We start from the raw sequence: 16,087 nt of genomic DNA, 5'->3' as shown, positions 1-16,087 counted from the left end.
GCGCGCTGGCACCCTCACTCGCCGAACCTCCGCCATCGAACATCCTCTTGAAGGCAGTTCCGCTACGCGCTCGCACGCATCCTCCGAACTCGGCAACGCGCACCACTGGCGGTCCGTGCTTCGCCCCATTCTGTCCGCACACCCGCCCTCGACCTGTGCCGCTAGCCGGCGTCCCGACGTCGGTGCTACCGACAGCTCAGCCGTGTCTCCTGGCGGACGGTCGCGTGAACACTTGTTTGGGCTGAGGGACCCCGCGCAGCTCATGGATCAGGTTGGGACACACCTATTTTGCATGACGGTTTCGATGCGCGTGATGAGTGCCGGTGACGGCTACAAGTACCTGCTTCGCAGCGTAGCCGCCGCGGATGGTGACCGGTCGCTGTCGACGCCGTTGACGCGATACTACGCGGAGGAAGGTACCCCGCCGGGACGGTGGCTCGGCTCCGGCCTCGCCGGCTTGGGTGGTGGTCAGCTCGCGACCGGGGACCAGGTTTCGGAGCCGCAGCTCCAGCTCTTGGTCGGGATGGGCCGCGACCCCGTCACCGGTGAACCGCTCGGAAGGGCCTTCCCGGACTACGCCCCAGTCACCGAGCGCATCAAGCAGCGCGTCGACCAACTGCCGGTTGAGTTAGGGCCAGCAGGCCGGGCCGAAGCGATCGCGCAAATTGAAGCCGAGGAGACCGCGCGGGGGAGTCGGCGGGCGGTGGCCGGGTTCGACTACACCTTCTCGGTGCCGAAGTCGGTCTCGGTGCTCTGGGGAGTGGCCGACGCGGGGGCGCAGGCGTTGATCGCCCAGGCCCACCATGAGGCGGTCGCGGAGGTGGTGGACTTCATGGAACGCGAGGTCGCGGCCACCCGCACCGGTATCACGGCGGCCGGCGATGGTGCGGTCGCCCAGGTCGATGTGACCGGGCTGATCGCCACCGGGTTCGACCACTACGACTCCCGCGCCGGCGACCCGCAGCTCCACACTCACGTCGTGGTCAGCAACAAGGTCCAGACAGCGATGGACGGGCGGTGGCGGTCGCTGGACGGACGGCCGATGCACGCCGCCGTGGTTTCCCTGTCCGAGCATTACAACGCGGTGCTGGCCGACCGGCTCACCCGCACCTTCGGCCTCGGCTGGGAGGCACGGGAGCGAGGACGGGACCGCAACCCCTCCTGGGAAATCACCGCAGTCCCGGAGACACTGATTGCAGCCTTCTCGACCCGCTCGCACGACATCGAGGTCGAGGCCGATCGGCTCATCGCCGAGTACGTCACCGAGCATGGCCGGCGGCCCTCGGCGGCGACGATCGTGAAGCTGCGCGCCCAAGCCACCCTCGCCACCCGACCCGACAAGCAGGTCCGGTCACTGGCCGACCTCACCGAGCAGTGGCGCACCCGTGCCAGCGTCCTCCTCGGGCACGATGCCACGGCGTGGGCGCGCGGCGTGACCGGCACCGATACCCCGGCGGTGTTGCGGGCTGATGATGTACCGCTGGAGACAGTTGCGGCACTCGGGGCCGCGGTGGTGGCCGTGGTCGGTGAGAAACGGTCGACGTGGCGGCGGTGGAACCTGCACGCCGAAGCCTCAAGACAGACCATGGGATGGAGGTTCGCCAGCACACGGGATCGCGAGGCGATCGTCGGGATGGTCGTCGATGCCGCCGAAAAGGCCTCGCTTCGGCTCACCCCGCCCGAGTTGGCCGCCAGCCCTGCTGTCTTCCGTCGCGTCGACGGGACGAGCGTGTTCCGGCCCAAGCACTCCACGGCGTTCTCCGCCGAAGACCTCCTCGCTGCCGAGGACCGGCTGCTCGACCGCTCCCGCACCCTCACCGCACCGACAGTCCCGGTGGAGACGATGGAGCGGATCGTCGCCCGCCCCGACAGCGAGAGGCGGATGCTCAGCGAGGATCAGGCCCAGGCGCTGACGAAGGTTGCAGTTTCGGGTCGCGTGATCGACGTGCTGGTCGGTCCAGCTGGGGCAGGAAAGACCACCGCCATGTCCGCCCTGCGGCGCGCCTGGGAGAAGCACCACGGCCCGGGCTCGGTGGTCGGCCTGGCCCCCTCGGCCGTGGCCGCACAAGTGCTGGCCGACGACCTCGGTATCGCCACGGAGAACACCGCAAAGTGGTGGACCAACCACCTCGCCCACGGCACCACGTTCCAGGCGGGGCAACTCGTCATCCTCGACGAGGCATCCCTGGCCGGCACCTTGTCCCTGGACCGGATCACCGCCCTCGCCGAAGATGCGGGTGCGAAGGTTCTGCTCGTCGGGGACTACGCCCAACTTCAGTCCGTCGACGCCGGCGGCGCCTTCTCCCTGCTCGTCAACGACCGGGACGATGCTCCCGAGCTGGTCGACGTCCACCGATTCACCCACGCCTGGGAAAAGACCGCCTCCCTGGCACTCCGCCACGGTCACACCGAAGTCATTGACACCTACCTCGAACACGACCGCATCCACGACGGCGACGCCGAACTTATGAGCGACGCCGCCTACGCCGCCTGGTGCGCCGACCGCGACCACGGCCTCGTCTCGGTGCTCATCGCCGAGACCCGCGACGACGTCACGACCCTGAACCAGCGGGCGCGTGCCGACCTCATCCTCGACGGCACGCTGACACCGGGCCGCGAGGTTGAGCTGAACGACGGCACCACCGCCGGAGTCGGGGACACGATCATCACCCGCCGCAACGACCGCCGCCTCCGCAACCACAAGACGTGGGTGCGTAACGGCGACACCTGGACCATCACGAACGTCCGCGACGACGGCTCGATCACCATCCGCCCGACCGGACGCCATTTCGGCGGCTCGATCGTTCTTCCTGCGTCGTATGTGGCCGAGCAGGTCGACCTGGGATACGCGGTCACCGGGCACCGCGCCCAAGGTCTCACCACCGACAGCGCGCATGTGCTGGTGGAGTCGACCACGACGCGGGAGAACCTCTACGTCGCCATGACCCGCGGCCGACAATCCAACCAGGCGTATGTGATCCTCGACCGGCCCGACGACCATGCCCACCCGCACCCCGGTGACAACCCCGACGCCACCGCTCGGACCGTGCTCCACGGGGTGCTCCAACACACCGGCGCCGAACTGTCCGCCCACGAGACCATCACCGCCGAGCAAGACACCTGGGGTTCCATCGCCCAGCTCGCCGCCGAGTACGAGACCATCGCAGCCGTCGCCCAGCACGACCGCTGGGCCACGCTCATCCGCGCCTCCGGCCTCACCGAGGAACAGTCCGAGACGGTCATCGAGTCGGAGGCTTTCGGGGCGCTCACCGCCGAGCTACGGCGCGCGGAGGCGAACCACCACGACATGGACCAGTTGCTCCCGCGCCTGGTCCAAGCGCGCGGGTTCGACGACGCCGACGACATCGCTGCCGTTCTCCACCATCGTGTCGTCCGCGCCACTGCCCGCCCCGCCGGTTCCGGTCGCACGCGCCAGGCCCCGCGACTGATCACCGGGCTTATCCCGTACGCAGACGGGCCGATGTCCGAGGACATGCGCCAGGCACTCAACGACCGGCGGGAGCTGATCGAAGCCCGCGCCGACGCCGTACTTGACGCTGCCCTGGATGTACAAGCCCCCTGGACGCAACCGCTCGGGACCCCACCCCGCGAGGCACGTAAGGCCTCCGCATGGCGGGAGCAGGCCCGCGTGATCGCCGCCTATCGCGACAGGTACAACGTCACCGACGATGCAACCCTCGGCGCACCACCGGAGTCGACAGCACAGAAGGTCGACGCCGCGCGAGCCCGTCGCTCCCTCAATCTCGCCGCTCAGATCACGGCCGACGGGAACGTGACACCGCGCCAGATGCCTCGCCGCACGCCCGAACGGCAATCACCGACATTGTAGGTACGAGGCACGCGCTCCCCGTCCCCTTCCACTTGTCCGGGATTTCCCATTAAGATCAGATGTACGTAGCGCAGTAGTCACGCGCCGTTGAAGAGCTCAACGGCATGGCTATGCTTCGGCGAAGGCCCTCTCAAGGAGTTTGTTCGCTACCGAACCCCACAGGAGAGGACTGTCCGCGATGATCCGTCTGATCTGGACCGCAAGCGCCAACACCCGCTACTTCCTGCGCCGATACATGCCCACGAATATCGCACTCGATGCGATCCGTACCCGGCGCGGCCTGAAGTGGGGTGTCCCGGCCATGCTGCTAGCCATCCCCTACCTGTACGCCGCGAGCGTTCTGACCGTGCTCATCGACGACGGGGCACCAGACTGGCTGTACGTGCTCGTCTTCTTGTTCATTTGGAACGCATTGAAGTTCGCCATCATGGGACCAGTCAGTGTCGCCCTCCTGATCCGCGCCCGCGCGGCTGAACGGCGCGCGCGACGGGCGGCAAGCCGCCCCGCCGAAGCCCTCGTCTGATCTGTCGAAACCCGACCGGCGTCAATCCAGCAGCGAGCCTGGCGCACCTTCTCGGTGACATCCGACCGAGAAGAGGAGCCCATCATGGCGCCCACCGCCGACCTGACCCGAGATGAACTCACCGCGCGCATGGTGCTCACGATGATCGTCGAGCCCAACGACCCGATCACTGGACGCGTCCTCTCCCGCGTCGGCGCGGTCGCAACACTGAGCCTCATCGACGGTGACAGTCCAGTGCCAGGCATGAACCGGGAAGACGCACGCACCTGGCGCGACCGCCTCATACCGACACGACACACCGCCGCCGTCGCTACACGCCTCAAGACCGCTGAGCAAACCGGGCTCGGGGTCCTTGCCCCTGGAGACACCGACTGGCTCGCATCCGTGAACGACCTCGGCGACAGAGCGCCGTACGCGCTGTGGACGCGGGGCACGGCCCCGTTGCTGGCCCGTCCGTTCACCGATCGGGTGACGCTTGCCGGCGCTCGCGCGGCCACCGCGTACGGCGAGCACGTTGCCGGCTCGATCTCCTCCGACCTCGCCTCGCACGGGCGCATAATCGTCGCCGGTGGCGCGTACGGAATCGAAGGTGCCGCGCACCGAGCAGCCATCGCGGTAGGTGGAGAGACGATCGCCGTGCTCGCAGGCGGTGTCGACCGTCCCTACCCGGCCGGGCACCGTGAGCTGCTAGACCGCGTTGGCGATGTCGGTCTCCTACTCAGCGAGCTGCCACCAGGAGCGACCCCAACACGGCACCGGTTCCTTGCCCGCGGCCGGATCATGGCTGCCCTGTCGGGGGCCAGCGTCATCGTCGAAGCCGCCGCTCGATCAGGTTCCCTGAACCTCGCCGCCGAGGCACGGGCGCTGGGACGCCGGGTGGGCGCGGTGCCCGGGCCGATCACCAGCGTTACAAGTGCCGGGCCGCACCGTCTCCTGCGCGAGGGCAAGGCACAGATCGTGACCGAGTCCGCCGACGTGACACGGATGCTTAAACAAGGAGCAGCGCCGAACCAGCGGCTTGATCGCACGTCGCTGAGTTCGGAGTTCTCCTACCGCTATGAGCATATTGCGACCTTTCCCGACCGCAGTCTCTAGCGACACGAGTTGCCGTGCCCCGGCCGCTTTGGGATGCGCCTTCTATGGTCGTCGCTTCTTCTCGCTGTGCAAATGTCGACGGAGGTACGCCAGAAGCTCCTCACCCTCGGCAGTCGGTACCGTCCCGGCCCCGCCGCAGTCCTCACAGGCACCTCTCGCCGGTGCATCGGCCGACGTTGTTCGTGCTCGGTCAGGCTCTGATCGAGCATTGCGGCCAGCACGGTGCTTCCTTCCGCCCCGGAGCGTCGCAGCTGTAGGCGCGTCTGCCGGCGGTCCCATTCCTCCCACGCCTCGCTGACCAGCACACCGGTACCGTCACAGCCCGAGCACAGCTGTTCCAGTCGGGCCGCAAGCGGCCCGGCATCGGCCGGTACCTCGCGCCGATTAAGCCACTTCTCTGTGTCCACCATGAGCCCCCGCCCGGTTGGCAACTGGTTCCGATCGTGCCACGTCGCAGTGTCAGCGCGGCCACGCTCCTTCTGGACGATGTCGACGTCGCCCGGTAGCGATCGGGACGGCCTGATCGAGCGCGCTGGCATAGGCCGTCGCACGATCCTGTGGCCGAGCCGTGACAGGTTCTACTGCGTCTCCATCATCACTGACATGCATTCTCGGGCCGATGACTACTCGCCCTTCGCAGCCACGGGGTCGTCGGTGAGGCGTTCGTGGATCGATCTCGCCAGACGCGCGGCTGCCAGCCGCTCGCTCGCGGTGGTGCCCTCCCACCCGCCAGTGACGGCGGACGAGGCGAAGCTCTCCTGAACCTCGTGGTCGAGATCATCACCAGGATCTACCCCGGCGGCCCGATGACGTAGAGACCGGGCAGCGCGGTGATGCTGGCTCCAGCCGATTGCAGATGAGGCACCGAAGAGTCGGCTGCCGGAGTTGAGGTTGGCGACGTCTGCAACCGCATTCTTGGTTGGCTGGCTCCTGACCAGGAGGCGGTGCGCCTTATTACGTGTCTCGAAGAATAGTTCTGAGACCGGCGTCGTCTATTGCTTTGACGCAGAGGTTTTGTTGTCTCGCCTGGCGTCGACTAGGACGAGTTTGATCTGGATGCCCTTTTCCTTCGCGAGAGTGGCGATCGTGTCCTCGACGCGCTTGATGCGCGTTGGCGCGAAGTCCTCGTCGTAGTGTCCGATGCACAGGTACGCCCCATGGCTGATCTGCTCCGTCTTCATGTATTGGGGCAGCTGGGTTGCGGCGCCCTTAAAGAAGCCACTGCTGCGGATCACTTTGACTTCGAGAAGGGCGCGATCTTCCCAGCCCTTGGAGAATTTGAAGTCGACGGGGCTGCGGCCGCGGTTGACTTCCTGGCTGATGTCAACCTGTGCGGCGCGGCAGGCTTCGGTCCACATCGCGCCGGCGATCGCCTGGATGACCTCTTCTTTCTGCGGGCTTCCGGCGGCCCACAGCGCGCGCCACAGATCAGTGTTCTCGACCGCATGCTGGAAGCGTGCCGCGAGGAGTTCGACGAACGCCGGGAACTCCTGCTGCCGGGAAGGAAGGTCGGCTGAGGTGATGGGCGAGGCCTTACCCACGGCCTCTCCGGTCTCCCGCCAGAACACCAGGCCTTTCGGGTCCATCTCGACGTCGTAGGGCAGGTGGGGCATCTGTGCTACCAGTCGCAGGTAGTCGGCTGCCTTGTCTGGATACTTGCGGGCGAATCTCCGTGCCAGGACGCGGCGGTCTGCCTGGTTGAGGCCCTGTGCGATCTCGTAGCTGAAGTCTTGTCGCAGAAGATGACCTTCGTGGACCTCGGCCCACCTCCAGAACTCGTCCGGAGTTACCGTCGGGATTTCCTTCAAGAACCGCTCGGGTGCGAGCAGAACTCCACCGTCACCGATAGGGGATTTCGGTAGTTCGATCTTGGCGTCGGGAAGCCACCTGGATCGCTGCCGGTCCCAGCCGGGGTGCTTGACGGTCACGGGCTCCATCGTGACGCCGAGTTTCTTGGACACCTTCTGGGTGTATCGGATGAATCGATGCTTGAGGATGTTGCAGAGGATGTCGCTGATCCGATCTAGGCCGATTCCCCCGGTGAAGAGGTTGAAGCCCGCGATGAACGCGAGGTCTTCGATGTGCCCGTACTGACGTGCGAGGTCGAGAACGCCTGCCACCTCGCGGGCGAACTTGGGCCCCGTCCCGGAGCCGTGCGGGGTGCCCATGCTCAGGCCGAGGCAGAACTCGTTGGGTTCGGGGAACCTCAGCAGTTCGAGCGCCTTCTTGTATGCGAGCGAGTTCTGGTTGCCCTTGGATTGCTCGATGAGACGTGCTGCGGCGTCGAAGAAGTCCGTGACTTCCTGCTTGGCTCCCGCCCACAGGGGCTTGTTGTCGTCGAACACCAGGAATGGGTCGACGTACAGCGGCGTATCCTGGTCAAGCAGGGGATTGAACCACGGACTCTTCTTGCCGTGGGTGACACCGAAGGCGCTGCTGAACCTCATCTCGTGCCCCCTTCGGCGAGGGCCTTTGCTCCGCTGGCCGGCTGCGCCATGGGAGTGCGCTGCCGCACACCGTGCCCGTCTTGAGCGCACATGCCCAGCGTGGGTTCCTCCATCAGGACTGAACCCGCGCGCTCAGTTGTAGCGGGAAGGAGTCGCATTGGTTCTCCCAGGGCTAGAGGGTCGGCTCAGGGTGTGGGGTCGACGGCGAGGCGCAGCCGGGGCTTGGACTCGCTACCGGCCGCGACGATGTCGTTGATCTGCTCGATGGTGAAGCGGCTTGCTCTTGCCAAGTCATCGGTTGTGGTTCCTGCTTGGTTGAGCAGATCGATGGCAGCGCCGAGCAGATACGGGGACTCAGGAGGACCGAGCGGACCGGGTTCGGGGTAGCCCTGGCTACGTAGGTGCTGGTTCGCGCGACGGTAGCTGTGTTCGCGCCATAGTCCGATGGCGTGGCATCGGTAGACGAGAGCAGCCAGACTGATGCCCCACTTGGTCTTCGCTTGCAGTAGCGCATCCCAGTCGACCTTGCGTGGCAGGTCCGGCTCAAGCTCTGGCGTCGGTGCCAGGAACTCCGCAGCGAACTGATGTGCGTGAGTCTCGATGATCTTGGACCCGGGCTCGACGTCTTGGTGCATCACGAGGTGGCCGAGTTCGTGGGCGGCGTCGAAGCGGCTTCGTGCTCGGTCGTCCTTGAGCGGAGAGAGCAGCACCAGGGGTCGGTGGCCGGCTTCGGTGGAGAACGCGTCGACGCGGGGATCGATCTCCGGTGGCAAGCGCAGGCTGATGATGCCGTGAGCCTCAAGGAGACGGACGACGTGTGGGACCGGCCCCGGTTCCACGCCGAGTCGGGAACGGGTGTCGGTGGCGATGGAGGCGATCAGGGCCGGGGAGGGCTCGTCGTCGACTGGCTCGATGATGTCGGTGACCTGAGGGAGGTCGACGTACTGCTCGATGACCTCGATGACGGCCAGTGCGATCTCGGCGAAGGCCAGGGCCTGATCACGGGAGATGGCCGGTGTGGCTCGGAGCGACCGGAAGTGAGCGTCGCCAGTGGAAACCGCCGTCAAAGGGCGGCCTTGCCGAAAGAACTCGATCGGCACGCCCAGTGCCAACGCCAGCTCCGCTGCGACGGTGTTCGTGGGCCGGCCACCGCGCTCGTACTGGGTGATGGCCGCTGCCGTCACACTGGTCTGCGCTGCCAGAGCGGTCCGCTGCATCCTGCGTAGGCGCCGCGCAACCGACAGGCGCTTGCCATCCAAGTCGACCAAGGCTCCGCTCGCGCGGCGACGACGTGCCCGTTGACGTGACTCGGACTCGAACGTCACAGTCTGTTGCCTCCTTCTTGCCGGCGCGGCTTGAGCGCCAGAGAGGGCACTGGGGCGGGCTTATCCCCGAAGGTCGATCCGTCGTCGGAACCAGGTCCCTCACCACTGGTCGAGCTGCCTCGGGCGGGTGGCTCGTCCCACCAGACGGGGGTCACTGCGATCCAGCGCTGAGCGTTCGCTGTGGGCAGTCCCAGCCACCCGGCAGTCAGGCCCGTCCGCAGCTCCGCACCCCACACCAGGAACACCTCACGACAGTGGGTGACCGCTTCAGCAGCGTTCGGCAACGGAAACTCGAACAACGGCTCAGCCTTCGGGTCTCGCGACGGTGGGTCGTACGCGGCATGGTTGCGCAGCGCTGCGGCCTGTCGGCCCTCGGAGTCGGCCCAATCGAAGTCCGCCTCGAAACTCGGGTGACGCCCCGACCCGAAGGGTGCCTTCACCAAGCGCACGTCAGCTCGTGGGGTGTGCAGCACCGTCGAGCCGAACTCCTTGCTGGCAACCACGCCCGAAGCTCGGAGCATGGCACTGTCCGGCACCTCGGCGAGCAGCCTGTTGGCCAGGTTCCGCGAGGAGAGCACGCTCAAGGTGAAGGCGTCGTCGTGCGCTTCCACCGGTTCGTGGCGTTCTCGGTTGATCCGCCACACCTCGGCGGTCGCGGCTTGGACAAAGTCGATCAACCCCGCCTCGGCGAAGCTGGTGCGGAGCGAGTCCAGGTGGACTTGCCCATGTGGGTCCCATGACGTCATGACACCAGTTAAGCAGAACCGCCCGGTAGGCGTAGTTGCGACACGCCGATGAGTAGAACCGCCGAAACGGTGTAAGGAAATCAAGCAAAGCGCGCGCGTTGCTGCTTGAGTTGTATCGACCTTGATGGCACGCTGGTGCTAGCGGCGGATGTCGTACCCGCCCCTCCGAGAGATGAGGTCCCAGCATGGCCAAGAAGCCTGCCAATGCCGGCAACTCGTGGACAGCCGCCCATGACGCTCAGCTTCGCCGTGAAGCTGCGCAGAACACCCCAACCAGAGTCTTGGGCCTACACCTCGGCCGGACCGAAGACGCCGTGCGCAGCCGGGCCGGCGAGCTGGGTGTCTCGCTGAAGCCGACCAACCAGAGTCCTTACGGCACCCGCGGCAAGAGGCGCTAGGTAGTGGCACGGCCGACCTGTGAACGCGAGCATCGCGAAGGACCCGCGCTCTCGGGTCGTTTCGGTGGACAGGGCCGGAAGAGCCGTTGCCGGGCACGCGGGCGGTCTTCTTGTACCTGCGGTTGTCTCGGGTGTGTATGGGGATGGGCGTGACGCGATCGAGCGGCAGCGGGTCGACTTGACGCGGATGCTGGCCGCCGAGGGCGGCTGGACGGTGATGGGGGAGTACGTCGACCGTGACTCGGCCAGTGCCTATGCCCGGGCTGAGCGGCCGGGGCGGCGTGCGCTGAGCGCCGGCATCGGTTCGGGTCGGGTGCGGGCGGTGGCGTTCTGGAAACTGGATCGCACGTTGCGGGTGGCAGCCCGGTGTCTGGAGTGGGTGGCGACCTGCCAGGCCCGCGGAGTGCATCTGCTCTCCCACCAGGACTCGACTGAGGAGCTCTTCTGGCCTGCTCGGCTCGCCGGCGTGCTCCCCCGAGCCGGCGCTGGGCTCGTGAGACCTCCTCCAACGCCCGGCGCAACTCAAGACGCGTCCGCAGGACCAGAGCAGCTCGCTCACTCGCCGGATCGACCGGGCACACGGTCAGCGCCATCTGTCGCGTCCCGCATTGGCTGCACACCAGACGAAGCATCTCCGGGGCGTGCAAGCTGGCGTGCTGCTGTCGGGACCTCCACGACGTGGCCACAACCCAGGCTGATTCGCAAGCGCCGCAACGGGGACTCGGTCGTGGCGGCCATCTCCACTAGCGTCCGAACCGCCTCGACCACATCCGCGGTGAGTTCCGACTCGAAGACCGCGACGGGCAAGAGTGAGTTCGATTGGCACGGTTCGGTGGTGTCCTCCAGGTTCGATGGGCGAGCTGCGCGCCTGCGAAAAGCCCACCAGGATGGATGGACCTCGGTCGATCTGAGCTGCGGCGGACCTGGCCCGCTGGCCGACGAGACCGATGCGACCCGGGGCTCTGACCACGGGTATCGGCGCAGATCGCGGTACGATGGTTGTCACACACCGAGGTGTACTTTCCATTCCTCGACGAGTCACCGGAGTTCCGTCGCGACGTCCTGGACGCCCTGCGTCAACCGTTGGAGAGCGGGTCGGTGCAGGTCGCCCGGGCGCACGGCGCGGTGCGTTTCCCGGCACGGTTCCAGCTCGTCCTCGCGGCGAATCCGTGCCCGTGTGGTCTGCTGGTCGGCAAGGGCGAGCGGTGCCGGTGCTCGGTCGTCGCCCGCCGCTCCTATCTCGCCCGGCTGTCGGGTCCGTTGATGGACCGCATCGACGTGCAACTGCAGGTGCGCGCGGTCACCAAGGCGGCGCTGGCCGGGCCGCCCGGCGAAGGCAGCGCGGCAGTGGCGACCAGAGTGCTCGAGGCGCGCGAACGGCAACGGCGCCGGTGGCACGGCCGGCCATGGCGGCTGAACGCCCAGGCGCCGGGCGCGGTGCTGCGTGGCATTGAGCTCCGGCTGCCGAGCGAGGCGACCAAGCCGCTGGAGATCCAGCTGGACCGCGGGCAACTCACGCTGCGCGGTTATGACCGGTGTCTGCGGCTTGCCTGGACCCTTGCCGATCTGCGCGGCGAGACCCGTCCCGGTCCGCCGCATGTGCTCGAGGCACTCGGTCTGCGAACGGCGCAGGCAGCATGAGCGCCCTTGAGCGGGTCGACCCCGCCGAGCGCGCCGCGCGGGTCGCGCTGTCACAGGTCGTCGAGCCCCTGGATCGCGTCATCGTGCCCAAGCTGCTCGGACTATCCGGCGTGGAAGCCTGGGACCGCATCGTCACCGACGCCGGTGGCCAGTTCGCCCGGTGCGCGGCGCGCGTGCGCGAACGCCACCCCGAACGCTTGTGGCAGATCGCCGAGAAGCTGCGGGTGCGGGTCGTGGTGCCGGGTGATGAGGAGTGGCCGCCCGGGCTGGACGACCTGCAGGTGCCGCCATGGTGTCTGTGGGTGCGCGGCGGCGGGCGGCTCACCGATCTGCTCGGCCTGTCGATCGCGGTCGTCGGGTCGCGGATGTCCACCTCGTATGGCGATCACGTGGCCGGGGAGCTCGGGCATGACCTGAGTGAACGAGGCTGGACGGTGGTGTCTGGCGCCGCCTATGGCATCGACGCGGCAGCCCATCGCGGCGCGCTCAGTGCGCGTCGGCCAACGATCGCTGCCCTCGCGTGCGGGGTGGACCGGTCCTACCCGGCGGCGCACGCCGAGCTACTTGAGGTGATCCGCGGCGATGGCGCGCTCGTCTCGGAGATGCCACCGGGTGCGGCACCCCAGAAACATCGCTTCCTGGCGCGCAATCGATTGATCGCCGCCTTGACCCGCGGCACGGTCGTCGTCGAGGCCGGCCTGAGATCGGGATCGCTCAACACCGCGACCCACGCCGAGGCCCTGGCCAGGCCGGTGGGTGCCGTGCCTGGACCGGTGACCTCGGCGATGTCCGCCGGGTGTCACGAGCTCGTGCGGGAAGGCAAGGCCGTGCTGGTGTCCGACGCGCGGGATGTCATCGAGCTGGCCGGTGCGATCGGCGGCGACCTGGCACCGCCTCGTCGTGGCCAGATCGTCGCGGCCGACCGCCTGGGGGAGGAGGCGCAACGCGTGCTGTTCGCGATGCCCGCGCGTGGCAGCACCACGGTCGATCGTCTCACCCGATCCGCCGGCCTCACCGTGCCGGAGGTGCTGCGCTCGCTGGCCTGCCTGGAAGGGGCGGGCGAGGTGCAGCGCAGCGACGACGGGTGGCGACTGCCGTGAACCCGGCTCTTGCCGAACGCCGATCGAAGAGGTGTAATGATGTAATCACGTAATCAAGGAGGAGGCGGTAGATGACTCCATCGACGGGACAAGGAACCGACCGCGGACGTCGTGGCCGCGCGGGCGCGGGACAACCGGACGTCGGCGACGCGGGTGACTGGTTCACCGGCCGGTTGCCGAAGGACTGGTTCTCCGATGTCGAGGTGACCGCGGACCGGGAGGAGATCACCGTGGTCGGGACGCTCACCGAGCAGGTCGCCTCCGGCGCCGAGGCAGAAGGCGCGGTGGCTCGGTGGCGGGCAGACACCAAGGCAGAGCGGATCGGCATCGCTCAAGAAGCTGAGCAGCGATTCCAGCGCAAGGTGTCCTGGGGGGTGCGGCTGGGGGAGTCCCGCTACCTGTTCACCCACGTCGCCGCACCGGTCATGACCAGGCTGCGCCAGCCCGAGCGTCAGGTGCTCGACACCCTGGTGGATGCGGGCGTCGCCCGTTCGCGCTCGGACGCCCTCGCCTGGTGCGTCCGGCTCAGCGGTGAGCACCTGCAGGAGTGGCTGGACAAGCTGCGCGACGCGATGACCGAGGTGGAGAAACTGCGCGCGGAAGGGCCGCCGGCGTAACCCCGGCGTCGGACGCGCCGCGGCCGGTCGCCCAGGGTGCTGGTTGAAGGATCTACCGTGTGCACGTGACCACCGAGACGCGCGCGACGCTGCCGGTGATCGAGCGGTTCGCCGATCATCTTGCGATCGAGCGCAACCGGTCCGAGCACACGGTCGCCGCCTACCGAGCCGACCTGCGCGCGCTCGACCAGCAGCTCGCCGAGGTCGGGATCGACGAGTGGTCGCAGGTGCGGCTGGCCGACCTGCGCAGCTATCTCGGTGACCTCGACCGGGCCGGCGCGGCGCGGTCGACCATCGCGCGCCGCTCGGCAGCCATCCGCAGCTTCTTCGGGTGGGCGGTGCGCACTGGGGTGGTTGCGAGCGATCCGTCGCTCCGGCTCGCCAGCCCCAAGCGGTCGCGCCATCTGCCGGCCGTGCTCCGCCAGGACGAGGCCGCCGAACTCATGCACGTGGCGGAGGTCAGCGCCGACGATGCCGATCCGGTGCACCTGCGCGACCGAGCGGTGCTGGAACTGCTCTACTCCAGCGGCCTGCGCGTCGGCGAACTCGTCGGGCTCGACATCGACGACTGCGACCGTGGCACGCGCACCGTGCGGGTGCTCGGCAAGGGCAACAAGGAGCGCACCGTGCCGTATGGCGTGCCCGCGGCCGACGCGCTCGACGCCTGGCTGCAGCAGGGGCGCCCCGCGCTGGCCACGCCCACCTCCGGCCCGGCGCTCTTCCTCGGCGCTCGCGGGGGACGCCTGGACCCCCGCACCGTGCGGCGCAGCCTGGACGCGGCCCAACGGCAGACGAGCACCGGAGAACGACTGAGCCCGCACGGCTTGCGGCATACCGCGGCAACCCACCTGCTGGAGGGCGGCGCCGACCTGCGCATGGTGCAGGAACTGCTCGGCCACTCCAGCCTGGCGACGACCCAGATCTACACGCACGTGTCCGTCGAACGACTCCGGCGGTCTTACCGGCAGGCGCACCCGCGTGCCTGAACCGACCCGCGGTGCGCACCGCGCCCTCCCGACCCAGCCGCCGCGCGATGCCGCGATCTATCGCCGCCGCCGCATCGCCGCCGGCCTGGTGGCGGTCAGTGTCGTGGCCCTGGCCGCCGGTGGTGTGCGTGCGCTCGCCGAGGGTTCCGGTCCGGCGCCGACCGGCAGCCTCTCCGCGAGCGGCGTCACGACATCGACGCTCGGCACCAGCCCGGCGTCCGCGGCGCATGAACCAGCGCCGACGGGTGCCGGGGTGTCGAGTGGCGCGAGCACCACATCTGCCTCGCAGCCCACGGTGGTCCAGCACGGGCCGGGCACGTTCACGCGTGTCAAGGTGCCCGGTATCGACTCCCGGGGGCCGGGCCGCGTCGTCACCTTCGTGCTGCAGATCGAGAACGGCCTGCGGATCGACAACGCGGCCGCGGCGTCCCTCGTGCGGGGCACCCTCGCCAACCCGCGCGGCTGGCAGACCGCCGACAAGGTGCGCTTCGTGCAGCTCACCGACGCCCAGGTCAGCCAGGGCGTGAAGCCGACCGTCACCATCGAGATCGCCAGCCCGGACACCGTCGACAAGCAATGCGCGCCGCTCACCACCGAGGGTGAATTGTCTTGTGCCACAACGGGTCGAGCCGTCCTCAACGCTGTTCGCTGGCAACTCGGCGTGCCCTACTACCACGGCGACCTCACCGGCTACCGCGAGTACCTGATCAACCACGAGGTCGGGCATGTGCTCGGCCACGGCCACCAGGTCTGCCCGGCCAAGGGGCAGCGCGCCCCGGTGATGGTGCAGCAGACCAAGGGCCTGCAGGGCTGCACCGCCTGGCCCTGGCCGGTGCGCACCTGATCAACCCAGCGGCAGCAGCACCACCCGTTGGTCGCCGAGCAGAGTGAGCGGATCGCGGTAGCTGTCCTTGCCGACGAGCAGCCCCCAGTGCAGGCAGGCCCGCGGCAGGCAGTGGCCACCGGTCGTCGCCAACGACCCGATCGCCGCGCCCGGCGTCACCACCGTGCCGGGCGGTGCCCGCCGGTCGACCGGCTCGTAGGTCGTGCGCCAGCCGTTCGGGTGGCGCACCGACACCACGCCCCGCCCGGCGAGCATTCCCGACCACACCACCACGCCGCCACCCGCGGAGCGGACCTGCTGGCCGGGGGAGCCGAGCAGGTCCACTCCGCGGTGACCGGCCGCCCACCGTGCGGGCGGCTGTTCGAAGCGACGCACGACCTGCGGCTGCGGGTCGAGCGGCCACACGTAGCCGTGCGCCGGTGCCGGGGTGGCCACCGGGCCCAACCCGACGAGCAGGCCGAGCCAGGCGGCCAGGAGCGCGATCGACATACCGCCAGCGTCGACGGCAGCCGCGG

Annotated in this window: 12 protein-coding genes and 1 pseudogene; 9 read left to right on the top strand and 4 right to left on the bottom strand. The window is 68.3% G+C overall.

Features of this window, described 5'->3' with window-relative positions; translation table 11 throughout:
* The first annotated feature begins 292 nt into the window (after positions 1 to 292).
* The 3 genes from mobF to G9U51_RS00895 all read left to right on the top strand — a co-directional run bounded on the left by mobF (position 293) and on the right by G9U51_RS00895 (position 5,468).
* Positions 293 to 3,850, top strand: a complete 3,558-nt coding sequence (gene mobF, locus G9U51_RS00905) for a MobF family relaxase (RefSeq protein WP_166191842.1) — start codon at positions 293 to 295, stop codon at positions 3,848 to 3,850.
* Positions 3,851 to 4,028: 178 nt separating this feature from the next.
* A complete protein-coding gene (locus tag G9U51_RS00900) occupies positions 4,029 to 4,373 on the top strand; it encodes a sulfate permease (RefSeq protein ID WP_166191839.1) in 345 nt (114 codons plus the stop codon).
* A gap of 84 nt (positions 4,374 to 4,457) precedes the next feature.
* Positions 4,458 to 5,468: a DNA-processing protein DprA gene (locus tag G9U51_RS00895; protein ID WP_166191835.1), complete on the top strand. Its 1,011-nt coding sequence runs from the start codon at positions 4,458 to 4,460 to the stop codon at positions 5,466 to 5,468.
* A gap of 992 nt (positions 5,469 to 6,460) precedes the next feature.
* On the opposite strand, the gene G9U51_RS00890 is transcribed toward G9U51_RS00895, so the two are convergent.
* The 3 genes from G9U51_RS00890 to G9U51_RS00880 all read right to left on the bottom strand — a co-directional run bounded on the left by G9U51_RS00890 (position 6,461) and on the right by G9U51_RS00880 (position 9,986).
* A complete protein-coding gene (locus G9U51_RS00890; RefSeq protein ID WP_207947900.1) occupies positions 6,461 to 7,915 on the bottom strand; it encodes a hypothetical protein in 1,455 nt (484 codons plus the stop codon).
* Between the two features lie 185 nt (positions 7,916 to 8,100).
* On the bottom strand, positions 8,101 to 9,240 hold the full coding sequence (locus G9U51_RS00885; RefSeq protein ID WP_166191828.1) for a helix-turn-helix domain-containing protein: 1,140 nt from the start codon (positions 9,238 to 9,240) through the stop codon (positions 8,101 to 8,103).
* Entirely contained in the window at positions 9,237 to 9,986 is a 750-nt protein-coding gene (locus G9U51_RS00880; protein WP_166191825.1) for a hypothetical protein, read from the bottom strand. The genes G9U51_RS00885 and G9U51_RS00880 overlap by 4 nt, the downstream gene beginning before the upstream one ends.
* A gap of 585 nt (positions 9,987 to 10,571) precedes the next feature.
* Here G9U51_RS00880 and G9U51_RS17165 point away from each other — a divergent pair.
* From G9U51_RS17165 to G9U51_RS00850, 6 genes and pseudogenes are all read left to right on the top strand, one after another.
* Positions 10,572 to 10,754 (top strand): annotated as a pseudogene (locus tag G9U51_RS17165) (recombinase family protein); the annotation flags it as partial.
* Positions 10,755 to 11,398: 644 nt separating this feature from the next.
* Positions 11,399 to 12,025, top strand: coding sequence for an ATP-binding protein (locus tag G9U51_RS00870; protein WP_328823238.1), 627 nt, complete (start codon positions 11,399 to 11,401; stop codon positions 12,023 to 12,025).
* A complete protein-coding gene (dprA, locus tag G9U51_RS00865) occupies positions 12,022 to 13,125 on the top strand; it encodes a DNA-processing protein DprA (RefSeq protein ID WP_166191822.1) in 1,104 nt (367 codons plus the stop codon). The genes G9U51_RS00870 and dprA overlap by 4 nt, the downstream gene beginning before the upstream one ends.
* Positions 13,126 to 13,196: 71 nt before the next feature.
* Positions 13,197 to 13,742: a hypothetical protein gene (locus G9U51_RS00860; RefSeq protein WP_166191819.1), complete on the top strand. Its 546-nt coding sequence runs from the start codon at positions 13,197 to 13,199 to the stop codon at positions 13,740 to 13,742.
* Between the two features lie 65 nt (positions 13,743 to 13,807).
* Positions 13,808 to 14,728 carry a tyrosine recombinase XerC gene (gene xerC / locus G9U51_RS00855; RefSeq protein WP_328823237.1) on the top strand — a complete coding sequence of 307 codons (921 nt, stop codon included), beginning with the start codon at positions 13,808 to 13,810 and terminating at the stop codon, positions 14,726 to 14,728.
* Positions 14,721 to 15,572, top strand: a complete 852-nt coding sequence (locus G9U51_RS00850; RefSeq protein WP_166191816.1) for a DUF3152 domain-containing protein — start codon at positions 14,721 to 14,723, stop codon at positions 15,570 to 15,572. The genes xerC and G9U51_RS00850 overlap by 8 nt, the downstream gene beginning before the upstream one ends.
* Here G9U51_RS00850 and G9U51_RS00845 read toward each other — a convergent pair whose 3' ends face one another.
* On the bottom strand, positions 15,573 to 16,061 hold the full coding sequence (locus G9U51_RS00845) for a M23 family metallopeptidase (protein ID WP_166191813.1): 489 nt from the start codon (positions 16,059 to 16,061) through the stop codon (positions 15,573 to 15,575).
* Positions 16,062 to 16,087 lie beyond the last annotated feature (26 nt).

It is taken from the genome of Metallococcus carri (assembly GCF_011440275.1).
GTDB lineage: Bacteria > Actinomycetota > Actinomycetes > Actinomycetales > Dermatophilaceae > Metallococcus > Metallococcus carri.
The sequence above is the reverse complement of the archived record's forward strand: the minus strand, read 5'-3'. Positions and strand labels throughout refer to the sequence as shown.

Excerpts from the sequence above, each read along its gene's own strand:
- mobF (WP_166191842.1), top strand. The coding sequence starts at position 293 with ATGACGGTTTCGATGCGCGTGATGAGTGCCGGTGACGGCTACAAGTAC.
- G9U51_RS00900 (WP_166191839.1), top strand. The coding sequence starts at position 4,029 with ATGATCCGTCTGATCTGGACCGCAAGCGCCAACACCCGCTACTTCCTG.
- G9U51_RS00895 (WP_166191835.1), top strand. The coding sequence starts at position 4,458 with ATGGCGCCCACCGCCGACCTGACCCGAGATGAACTCACCGCGCGCATG.
- G9U51_RS00890 (WP_207947900.1), bottom strand. The coding sequence starts at position 7,915 with ATGAGGTTCAGCAGCGCCTTCGGTGTCACCCACGGCAAGAAGAGTCCG.
- G9U51_RS00880 (WP_166191825.1), bottom strand. The coding sequence starts at position 9,986 with ATGACGTCATGGGACCCACATGGGCAAGTCCACCTGGACTCGCTCCGC.
- dprA (WP_166191822.1), top strand. The coding sequence starts at position 12,022 with ATGAGCGCCCTTGAGCGGGTCGACCCCGCCGAGCGCGCCGCGCGGGTC.
- G9U51_RS00860 (WP_166191819.1), top strand. The coding sequence starts at position 13,197 with ATGACTCCATCGACGGGACAAGGAACCGACCGCGGACGTCGTGGCCGC.
- G9U51_RS00845 (WP_166191813.1), bottom strand. The coding sequence starts at position 16,061 with ATGTCGATCGCGCTCCTGGCCGCCTGGCTCGGCCTGCTCGTCGGGTTG.